Here is a 10,226-nt window from a genome sequence, read left to right as displayed (position 1 = left end):
GCCGGCGCCGGCAAAACCGCCGCTGGCCGAGGCGGGCGAGAAGGCGTGGCCGAAGATCAGCCCGAATGCGGCGGGAATTTCGGCTGCGTTCAACGCCAGCACCGTCAGCGCCGAGCCGACATAGCCCAGTATCATGAACGGCACCAGCACCGAGGTGAACTTGCCGATCGAACGGATGCCGCCCAATATCACCAGCGCGGTCAGCGTCATCAACACCAGGCCGGTGATCCACGGTTCGACGGCGAAAGCGGCTTCGAAAATCTTGGCGGTGGAATTGGCCTGGGCCATGTTGCCGATACCGAAGGTGGCCAACGCGGTGAACAGCGCAAACAGCCAGCCCAGTTTGGGCAGATGCGCGCCCTTGGCCAGATAATACATCGGCCCGCCGCGCATGCCGTGCTCGCCCTTTTCCCGGTATTTCACCGCCAGCACTGCCTCTGAATATTTGGTGGCCATGCCGACCAGGCCCGTCATCCACATCCAGAACACCGCCCCCGGCCCGCCCAACGTGATCGCCGTCGCCACGCCGACAATGTTGCCGATGCCGACCGTCGCCGCCAGCGCCGTCATCAGCGCCGCGAAATGGCTGATGTCGCCGGCGTGGCCGTGGTCTTTATGAAAAATCAGTTTGAACGCCAAAGGCAGCGCCCGGAATTGCAGGCCGCGCAACAGCACGGTCAGATACAGCCCGGTGCCGACTAACAGCGCCAGCATCGGCGGCCCCCAGACCCAGCCGGACAAAGTGGCGATTAGCGTTTCGATGGCTGGCATGGGGTGGGCTCCGGGGTGATTTGCAACGAGTTATGCGTAAGTTTAAGCGATAGGCTGGATATTGGTTCAACTCATGTAAGAGGAATGACAATTTTGGCGTCGTTATCGAGATGGATTTTTTTGAAGTCGGTTCGCGGATCGACGACTGCGTTACTTTCTTTTGCTTGTCCGGCAACTGCTGCGTTACGTTGCTCTACCTCCTGCATCCGTACAAGCCATATTGCGGTAACGTGGCCTAGCTTTAAAAGAGGATTAATTGACGCAAGTATGGTTAGTCGGGTAGGTCAGGGTGCGCGATAGCGTTCCCTGACAAATTTGGGGGCCATGGCTTCGAAATGTCACGTAACCGCTATCGCGGCGCTTTAAAGAAGGCAATTGACGCAAGTGTTGTCAAGGGATATATTGCTTGTATATAGCATTTTGGAGGGCGTCTATGACAACAAGCACCGTTTTTACCAACAACCGCAGTCAGGCCGTGCGCCTGCCCGCCGATATGCGTTTTCCGGAGCACGTCAAAAAAGTGGACGTCAGAGCTGTCGGTGCGGAACGCATTATTACGCCGGCGGATTCGGCCTGGGACAGTTTTTTCGTCAACGGTCCGACTGTCAGCGACGATTTTCTAAGCGAGCGGGTCAGTCAGCAGCAGAACGAGCGCGACAGTTTGTAGTTTCACATGTTGAAATATCTGCTCGATACCAACATTGTTATATACGTAATCAAACAGCGCCCGATTGAAGTGTTGGCAACCTTCAACCGACATCATGGCCGTATGGCGATTTCCGCTATAACGTTGGCCGAGTTGATTCATGGTGCGGAAAAAAGCCAATTTCCCGAGCGTAATCTGGCAGTGGTAGAAGATTTTTGCAGCCGTTTGCAGGTGTTGCCTTATAACGATAACGCCGCCATGCACTACGGCAGCATACGCGCCGCGTTGGAACGCATTGGGCAAACGATAGGCGTTAACGATCTGCATATTGCCGCGCATGCGCGCAGCCATGGGTTGGTATTGGTCAGCAATAATTTGCGGGAATTTGAGCGGGTGCCTGGGTTGTTGATGGAGAATTGGTTGAGGTAGAGTGTCTATTCCTTCGGTTCCTTCGCCCTCGGGGAGAGGGTTAGGGTGAGGGGGATATGTGTCGCTGGCGCGACGATTTGATTTAAAGTCGGTTCGCGGACCGACGGCCGCGATACTTTCGTTTGCGTCGCCAAAAGAAAGTATCCAAAGAAAAGGCGACCCGGATGCCGCTTATTTCCTCCGGTGCTCGGCGCGGCATAACGGGAAAAAAACCTCCGCGTAATTTGAAATCGTTTGCTATTTTGGAAGTTTTGTAGTCGCGTAGGTCAGGGTGCGCGATAGCGTTCCCTGACAAATTTTGGGCCCATGACTTCGAAATGTCACGTAACCGCTATCGCGACAACGTGACCTACCTGGCTTTCTTAGTTAATGCTTGCCCAAGCCGATTCGGGTATTGACGGCAGACATTCAAACCCGGGTTTTGCAAAATGATAGCCCTGAAACAATTCCACGCCTTTCTCGGCAAGCACCACGCATTCTTCGATACATTCAATGCCTTCGGCGATCACCTGAATGGATAATTCCTTGCAGGCCGCCAATATCGCAAACACCAAAGAGCGCCTGACCCGGTCGGTGTGAATATTGCGCGTCAATGCCATGTCCAATTTGATGATATGCGGGTGTAATTCGGCCAAAAGATTCAAACCGGCATAACCGGCGCCGAAATCGTCAATCGCCGTGATGAAATTGTGGCGTTTATATTCTTCAAAGATGCCGCGAAGATGATCGCCATCGGTCACGCGCTCGCCCTCGTTGACTTCGAACATGATCCGCTCGGTTGGAAAATTTAACTCTTCGGCCGCCTCCAGCGTGGCGCGAATGCATGCTTCCGGCCGATACACGGCATTGGGCAGAAAGTTGATGCTCAATATGCCCTGTAAACCCAGCTTATTGGCCAAATCCAGCGCTTTGACCCGAATACTTTGGTCAAACCGGTAACGATTGCCATCGTTGACTTGCGATAACACGCTAAACGCACTTTCGTTATTGGGCCCTCTGACCAGGGCCTCATAACCGTAAATACTTCTGCGGGTGACGTCGACAATCGGTTGAAACGCCATGGTGAAATCAATTCCCAGATCTTGAGTGTTTCGGCAGACTTGGCAGCCAATCGGGTAATTTTTATCGGGTTGTTGCATGCTGGACTCGGGAGCTATGTGGAACTCGATGATTCTATCGTCTGGTCTGTATTTTTGAGAAATTTAATTCGAATTGTGTGCGCACGGCTCAAAATTAAAGTTCTTCAATTGATAGTCGCGTAGGTTAGGGTGCGCGATAACGTTCCCTGACAAATTTTGGGCCCATGACTTTGAAATGTCACGTAACCGCTATCGCGGCAACGTGACCTATCTGGCTATCGCGACAGTTGTTTAGGCGTCGGTTCGCGGACCGACAGCCGCGATACTTTTCTTTGCTTGTCCAAAGAAAAGTATCCAAAAGAAACGACACCCGGATGCCGCGTTAATCTTTGCGCTCCTCGGGTTTGAGCGGGGTTTTCCGAAGGGGCTTCCCCAGCCCCTACGAAAAACGCGATGCATCCCTGCATCGCCCCTAACGGGCAAATCCGCCCAAACCCTCCGGTGCTCAGCGCGGCATAACGGGAGAAAACCACTGCGAAATTTGGAATTGTTTAATATTTTGGAAGTTTGTAGGGCGCATTAGCGCTAGCGTAATGTGCCGAATGCTTGAAGGCTAACTTACTACGATTGCACCTTACAGCCTTAGAGCAAACTTTTCGCTATTTCAATAATTTCTGGCCATAGAATGCTTCCGCAGATAAATGAAGGTATTGAAACTCCGATTAGTTTAAGCCACCATTTCCAAAGCTTTAGGGTTTCGGCGTGCTTTCCGATACCTATGACTAGCGTTGGACGAATCGATAAGATGATGCTGACTGCAAAACCGCCAAAAAACAACAAGTTGAACCACGAAGAAGTTTGCGGTGAAACGTCTTGAATTGGTAAGCTGAATTCCTTGCGTAATATCAACTCTAGGGCTTTTGGTGTTTCGGCTGCGGTAATACCGTCTTTGACAATTTCAACAGCTATTGGAGAAAGTTCTTTATAAACTCGGTCTGATTCAGAAGGAACACCGTTGGCCGATATCCAAACAAAAATGATATAAACAAACCAATGCATAGGTGCCTGCTTTTCCAAGAAGCGCTGCCAGCGTGGGGCTTGATGTTCGATAGCCCAGTGTTGGAGCTCCACGAATGAATAGCGAGCTAACTCATCTGTTTCGGGAGATGTTCGCACGCTTACTTTTGCGCCACTGAAGCTGTTTTTTCGAAATTCAACATTGACCGAGATATTGGCTGCACGAAGTTCAATATCAATAGACTCAGTTGCTTCCTCCTGTAATTCAGGTTGGCCTAGTAAACGCCCTAGAGATTTGTCCTCAATGTATTTAGACGATGAAAATGAAACTTTGCATTTCGTCTTCAAGTTATACCTTTCTGTCAGATATTTTCTCTGTCTATCTCTATCCCATTGTTGATCTTCTTGCGATAGGTTTCCAAAGTACTCAGATAGTTCTGACTCAATTAGAGTTTCGGCAGTAATTGTTAGTTTGTCCGAGAGTGAATTGAGGATTTCGCTGAGCTGTAACATTGCGGTTCGGTCGAGCAGCCAAGGTCCATCGAGATCGTCGCGCGTTAGATAAATGAGTGAGGACATATATAATCGCTTAACCAAAGTAATAGGTGATTTTTGTATATACAATATGGCCGTAGGATGTGCTAAACGTAAGTGAAGCACATTGTTCGCGGCTAATGAGGCTCCTTGCGTCGGCACATCCTATATTCATAAGTGTATTTTCATGTTGGTATTCATGTTGAATGACGGGATAGTTTTTATTCCCGTTATGCCGCGCCGAGCACCGGAGGGTTTGGGCGGATTTGCCCGGCAGGGGCGATGCAGGGAGGCATCGCGTTTTCCGCGGGGGCTGGGAAGCCCCTTCGGAAAACCCCGCTCAAAGCCTTCGGAGCGCAGGAAACAAGCGGCATCCGGGTGTCGTTTCTTTTGGATGCTTTTCTTTGGACAAGCAAAGAAAAGTATCGCGGCTGTCGGTCCGCGAACCGATTTCTAAATAATCTGTCGCGATAGCGACACAAATTAACAATTCCCCTCACCCTAACCCTCTCCCGGCGGGAGAGGGAATAATTCTTAAATCCGATATTCCGCCGACCGCGCGTGAGCGGTTAAACTCTCCCCCCGCGCCAAAATAGAAGCAATCTTGCCTAACTCCGAAGCACCCGCAGCCGAACAATTGATCAAACTGCTGCGTTTTTGAAAGTCGTACACACCCAGCGGCGAAGAATAACGCGCGGTGCTGGAAGTGGGCAGCACGTGGTTGGGGCCGGCGCAGTAATCGCCCAAAGCCTCTGCTGTGTACCGGCCCATGAAGATGGCGCCGGCATTGCGGATTTGCGCGGCCAGGGCTTCCGGGTCGGCGACCGACAATTCCAAATGCTCCGGGGCGATGCGATTGGCCACTTCGGCGGCTTCCGACAAATTGGCGACCTTGATGAAGGCGCCGCGTCCGCTCAGCGAGGCGCGAATGATCTCGGACCGTTCCATTTCCGGCAACAGCTTGTTGATGCTGGCTGCCACCTGATCCAGAAACTCGGCGTTGTCGCTGATTAAAATCGATTGGGCGTTTTCGTCGTGTTCGGCTTGCGAGAACAGGTCCATGGCGATCCAGTCCGGGTTGGTCCGGCCGTCGCAAATGATCAGGATTTCCGACGGGCCGGCGATCATGTCGATACCGACTTGGCCGAATACCAGTTTTTTGGCGGTGGCGACGTAGATGTTGCCGGGGCCGACGATTTTGTCCACCGCCGGCACGGTTTCGCTGCCGTAGGCCAACGCCGCCACGGCTTGGGCGCCGCCAATGGTGAATACCCGATCGACGCCGGCGATATAAGCAGCCGCCAATACCATGGCATTGGTTTCGCCGCCGGGGGTAGGCACCACCATGATCAGCTCGCCGACCCCGGCCACTTTGGCCGGAATCGCGTTCATCAGTACCGACGACGGATAAGCGGCCTTGCCGCCCGGTACATACAGGCCGGCTTTATCCAGCGGCGTGACTTTTTGGCCCAACACCGTGCCGTCGGCTTCGGTGAATTGCCAGGATTGCAATTTCTGCTGCTCGGCGTAAGCGCGGACGCGTTCGGCGGCGGTTTGCAGGGCTTGGGCTTGATCCGCGGGCAGGCTGTCCCAGGCTTGCTTCAAGGCGGCTTTGTCCAGTTCCAGTTCGCCGGCGGTTTTGAAATCGGTGCGGTCGAAGCGGTTGGTATAATCGATCAAAGCCTGATCGCCGTGCTTGCGTACGTTGGCGATGATCTCCAGTACCCTTTGGTGAATGTCCAGATCGTCGCTGGCGTCCCAGGCCAATCTCTGCCGCAGGTCGCGGGCAAAGTCGGGGCTGGTGCTGTCGAGGCGGAGCATGTCGATCGCAGTCATAGTGTTTACCGTTGCGCCAAAGTGTTTTCGAACTGGTCTATCAAAGCTTGAATGGCTTGGTGCTTCATTTTCATCGCAGCCTTGTTGACCACCAGGCGGGAGGTGATGTTGGCTATCAGCTCGCGCGGCTCCAGGCCGTTGGCTTTCAAGGTGTTGCCGGTGTCCACCAGGTCGACGATGCAGTCGGCCAAGCCGACCAGCGGCGCCAGTTCCATCGAGCCGTAGAGTTTGATGATTTCGGCTTGAATTCCCAAGTCGGCGTAATAGCGCTGCGCGGTTTTGACGTATTTTGTGGCGACACGCAGACGGCCTTTGACTTCCGGCGCATTCACCGGGCCGGCGGTCATCAGCCGGCAGCCGGCGATGCCCAAGTCCAGCGGCTCGTAAAGGCTTTCGGCGCCGTGTTCCAGCAGCACATCCTTGCCGGCAATGCCCATGTCGGCCGCGCCGTATTCAACGAAGGTCGGTACGTCGGTGGCGCGGATGATCACCAATTGCACGTCGGGGCGGGTGGTTTGCAAGATCAGTTTGCGGCTTTTGTCCGGGTCGTCGATCGGCGTGATGCCGGCCTGCTGCAAAAACGGCAGGGCTTCTTCGTAGATGCGGCCCTTGGATACGGCTATGGTTAACATGATTTCAGTCGATTTTTAATTAGGCACCCGGCGGATGGTGGCGCCGAGTTGGGTCAATTTTTCTTCGATGTGGTCGTAACCGCGGTCGATATGATAAATCCGGTCGACCAGGGTATTACCGTCGGCCACCAAACCGGCTAATACCAGGCTGGCGGAGGCGCGCAGGTCTGTCGCCATCACCGGCGCGGCGGTCAGTCTGTCGACGCCGGTGATGATGGCGGTGTTGGATTCCAGCTTGATTTGCGCGCCCATACGCTGCATTTCCTGCACGTGCATGAAGCGGTTTTCGAACACGGTTTCAGTGATCAGGCCCACGCCTTCGGCAACCGCATTCAGGGCAGTGAATTGCGCCTGCATGTCGGTGGGAAACGCCGGGTAGGGCGCTGTGCGCACGGTGACCGCCTTGGGGCGTTTGCCGTGCATGTTCAATTCGATCCATGTGTCGCCGGTGGTGATTTCGGCGCCGGCCTCCTTGAGTTTGTCCAATACCGCGTCCAGCGTAGTGGGGTCGGTGTTTTTCAATCTGACCCGGCCGCGGCTGATGGCGCCGGCCACCAAATAGGTGCCGGTTTCGATACGGTCCGGCAGAATGTCGTAGTGCAGGCCGGGTACGCCGAGTTTTTCCACGCCTTCAACGGTCAGAATGTCGGTGCCGATGCCGGTTATTTTGGCGCCCATTTTGTTCAAAAAGTGGGCCAGATCGGACACTTCCGGTTCCTTGGCGGCGTTTTCGATGATGGTGACGCCTTCCGCCAAGGTGGCGGCCATCAGGATGTTTTCGGTACCGGTCACGGTGATTTTATCCAGCACCAGACGGCAACCTTTCAGGCGCTTGCATTTTGCGTGGATGTAGCCGGCTTCCACTTGGATATCGGCGCCCAATTTGATTAAGGCGTCGATATGAATATCCACCGGCCGGGTGCCGATCGCGCAACCGCCCGGCAAGGACACATGGGCTTCGCCGAAACGGGCTAGCAGCGGGCCCAGTACCAGAATCGAGGCGCGCATGGTTTTCACCAATTCGTAAGGCGCTTCGTATTTGTCTATGCTGCTAGAGTCCACCTCGATGTTCATTTTTTCGTCGACCATCAGGCCGACGCCCATTTGCCCGAGCAGCTCCAGCGTGGTGGTGATGTCGTGCAAGTGCGGTATGTTGCCGACGCTGACCGGCGGTTCGGATAATAAAGTGGCGGCCAAAATCGGCAGGGCGGCATTTTTGGCGCCGGAAATGCGCAGTTCGCCGTCGAGCGGTTCGCCGCCGGAAATCAGTAATTTATCCATTGATGTTGGTTACATTGTTGGGGGCAGAACCGGATGAACTGCCGGAATAATATTCGGTTTCGTCGAAGCCGCTCAATTTGGCCAGGGCCATGAGCTGTTCGGGAATGTTTTTAAAGCGGAGCTGGGCGCGGATCATGCGGCTTTGCTTGATCCATTCGATCATCAAGGCCAGGCCTGCGCTGTCGGTTTTGCCGACCTTGGACAGGTCGATGTAGATCGTTTCTATGCCCTTTAAAAACCTAAACGATTGCAGGGTCTCCTTGTCTATGCTGGCGAAGGTCAAATTGCCTTCCACCGTGAAATAACCGGGCGATTGCTCGTTTAAACTCAGCTTAGCCATTACTTGCCTTCTGCCTTGTTCATCATGAACTTGCCTATCATTTCTTCCAGCACGATGGCCGAACTGGTGATGTCCAGTTTGCTGTTGTTTTTCAGATAATCTTCCGACGAGCCGGGGTCGATGCTGATGTATTGTTCGCCCAGCAGGCCGGCGGTATAGATGCTGGCGCTGGAGTCGTCCGGCAGGTTATCGTATCGGGCGTCGATTTGCATTGCCACCACGGCTTCGTGCGATTCCTTGTCCAGCGTGATGGACGAGACGCGGCCGATTTTAACCCCGGCCACCGATACCGGCGATTTGACTTTCAGGCCGCCGGAATTCTGGAAGCGGGCGCTGACGGTGTAGCCTTCGCCGTTACCGTAGGAGCCGAGGTTGCTGATTTGCAAGGCCATATAAAACAGGGCAGCGATGCCGGCGGCGACAAACAGTCCGACCAGGGTGTCCTGCGTTTTTGAGTGCTGCATGTCAAATGTCTCCAAACATGAGAGCGGTTAAAATGAAATCGAGCCCCAAGATCGAGAAGGCGGAATTGACCACGGTGCGGGTGGTGGCGCGGCTGACGCCTTCCGAGGTGGGCAGGGTGTCGTAGCCTTCGAACAGGGCGATCCAGGACACTACGAAACCGAACACCACGCTTTTGATAACGCCGTTGACGATGTCTTCGTTAAAGTCTATGCCGTTTTGCATTTGCGCCCAAAAGGCGCCGTCGTCGACGCCGAGCATGCCGACGCCGACCAAGTGGCCGCCCATCACGCCGATCGAGCTGAAAATGGCCGCCAGCAGCGGCGTGGAAATCAGACCGGCCAGAAAGCGCGGGGTGATGATGCGGTTGATGGGGTCGACCGCCATCATTTCCATGCCGGACAATTGTTCGGTGGCTTTCATCAGGCCGATTTCCGCCGTCAGCGCCGAGCCGGCCCGGCCGGCGAACAGCAGGGCCGAAACCACCGGTCCCAGTTCCCGCACCAGCGAAGCCGCCACCATCAGGCCCAACGATTCTTCGGCGCCGAAATCGGACAAAATGTAATAGCCTTGCAAACCCAGCACCATGCCGACGAACAGGCCGGAAATGGCGATGATCAAAAACGACAATACGCCGACCGAGTACATCTGCTTGATCAGCAGGCTGGGGCGCGGCAGTATCTCGCGAATGCCCGAGAGCGCATGCATCAGGAAAAAAGTGCCCCGGCCCAGTTTGGCGAAACTGCCGCGGGCGGCTTTGCCCAGCTGTTCTAAAAGTTCAAGCATAACGAGTCCGGGTTATTTGGCGGTCAGCAAATCGTCGAGGTAGTCTTTGGCCGGGTAATGAAAATGCACCGGGCCGTCGGCGTCGCCGTTCATGAATTGTTTTACCCAGGCCGAATCCGAGTCCGCCAGCTGCCGGGGCGTGCCCTGGCCGACGATTTTGCCTTCCGATATCACGTAGATATAGTCGGCGATGGCGGCGGTTTCGTGGACATCGTGAGAGACGATGATGCTGGTCAGGCCCAATGTGGTATTCAGCGATTTTATCAGATGCACCAAGGCGCCCATCGAAATCGGGTCCTGACCGGTAAACGGTTCGTCGTACATGATCATCATCGGATCGAGGGCAATCGCGCGCGCCAGCGCCACCCGCCGGGCCATGCCGCCGGACAGTTCGTTCGGCATCAAATGGCGGG

The 10,226-nt window shown here is 54.7% G+C and carries 12 protein-coding genes; 2 read left to right on the top strand and 10 right to left on the bottom strand.

Annotated elements, in window-relative coordinates:
* Window positions 1-771, bottom strand: a 771-nt coding sequence (locus NP596_RS17550) for an alanine/glycine:cation symporter family protein (protein ID WP_256616692.1), incomplete at its 3' end; no start/stop codon positions are given.
* Between the two features lie 433 nt (window positions 772-1,204).
* Here NP596_RS17550 and vapB point away from each other — a divergent pair.
* Both vapB and vapC read left to right on the top strand, forming a co-directional pair.
* On the top strand, window positions 1,205-1,438 hold the full coding sequence (gene vapB, locus NP596_RS17545) for a type II toxin-antitoxin system VapB family antitoxin (RefSeq protein ID WP_256616691.1): 234 nt from the start codon (window positions 1,205-1,207) through the stop codon (window positions 1,436-1,438).
* A 6-nt stretch (window positions 1,439-1,444) separates the two neighbouring features.
* Window positions 1,445-1,846 (top strand): type II toxin-antitoxin system tRNA(fMet)-specific endonuclease VapC, encoded by a 402-nt coding sequence (vapC, locus tag NP596_RS17540; protein ID WP_256616690.1) that lies wholly within the window; start codon window positions 1,445-1,447, stop codon window positions 1,844-1,846.
* Window positions 1,847-2,208: 362 nt separating this feature from the next.
* Here the strand turns inward: vapC and NP596_RS17535 are convergent, their stop codons facing one another.
* The 9 genes from NP596_RS17535 to NP596_RS17495 form a co-directional block, all read right to left on the bottom strand.
* The gene (locus NP596_RS17535; RefSeq protein WP_256616689.1) at window positions 2,209-2,985 is read right to left on the bottom strand and encodes an EAL domain-containing protein; all 777 of its coding nucleotides are present in this window, start codon (window positions 2,983-2,985) and stop codon (window positions 2,209-2,211) included.
* 582 nt (window positions 2,986-3,567) lie between these two features.
* Window positions 3,568-4,521, bottom strand: coding sequence for a hypothetical protein (locus tag NP596_RS17530; RefSeq protein WP_256616688.1), 954 nt, complete (start codon window positions 4,519-4,521; stop codon window positions 3,568-3,570).
* A gap of 489 nt (window positions 4,522-5,010) precedes the next feature.
* A complete protein-coding gene (hisD, locus tag NP596_RS17525; protein ID WP_256616687.1) occupies window positions 5,011-6,312 on the bottom strand; it encodes a histidinol dehydrogenase in 1,302 nt (433 codons plus the stop codon).
* Window positions 6,313-6,317: 5 nt separating this feature from the next.
* Window positions 6,318-6,944 (bottom strand): ATP phosphoribosyltransferase, encoded by a 627-nt coding sequence (gene hisG, locus NP596_RS17520; protein ID WP_256616686.1) that lies wholly within the window; start codon window positions 6,942-6,944, stop codon window positions 6,318-6,320.
* A 15-nt stretch (window positions 6,945-6,959) separates the two neighbouring features.
* Window positions 6,960-8,225 (bottom strand): UDP-N-acetylglucosamine 1-carboxyvinyltransferase, encoded by a 1,266-nt coding sequence (murA, locus tag NP596_RS17515; RefSeq protein ID WP_256616685.1) that lies wholly within the window; start codon window positions 8,223-8,225, stop codon window positions 6,960-6,962.
* Window positions 8,218-8,565 carry an STAS domain-containing protein gene (locus NP596_RS17510; protein ID WP_256616684.1) on the bottom strand — a complete coding sequence of 116 codons (348 nt, stop codon included), beginning with the start codon at window positions 8,563-8,565 and terminating at the stop codon, window positions 8,218-8,220. Before NP596_RS17510 ends, murA begins: the two co-directional genes overlap by 8 nt.
* The gene (gene mlaD, locus NP596_RS17505; protein ID WP_256616683.1) at window positions 8,565-9,029 is read right to left on the bottom strand and encodes an outer membrane lipid asymmetry maintenance protein MlaD; all 465 of its coding nucleotides are present in this window, start codon (window positions 9,027-9,029) and stop codon (window positions 8,565-8,567) included. The genes NP596_RS17510 and mlaD overlap by 1 nt, the downstream gene beginning before the upstream one ends.
* 1 nt (window position 9,030) lies before the next feature.
* Window positions 9,031-9,813 (bottom strand): lipid asymmetry maintenance ABC transporter permease subunit MlaE, encoded by a 783-nt coding sequence (gene mlaE / locus NP596_RS17500; RefSeq protein WP_256616682.1) that lies wholly within the window; start codon window positions 9,811-9,813, stop codon window positions 9,031-9,033.
* Window positions 9,814-9,825: 12 nt separating this feature from the next.
* Window positions 9,826-10,226 (bottom strand): ATP-binding cassette domain-containing protein (locus NP596_RS17495; RefSeq protein WP_256616681.1); only part of this gene is annotated, 401 nt, incomplete at its 5' end.

Origin of the sequence: Methylomonas rivi, from assembly GCF_024505165.1 — a bacterium.
In the GTDB taxonomy this organism is placed as follows: Bacteria; Pseudomonadota; Gammaproteobacteria; order Methylococcales; family Methylomonadaceae; genus Methylomonas; species Methylomonas rivi.
Note: the sequence above shows the minus strand (reverse complement) of the source record. Positions and strands in the feature narration are given on the sequence as shown.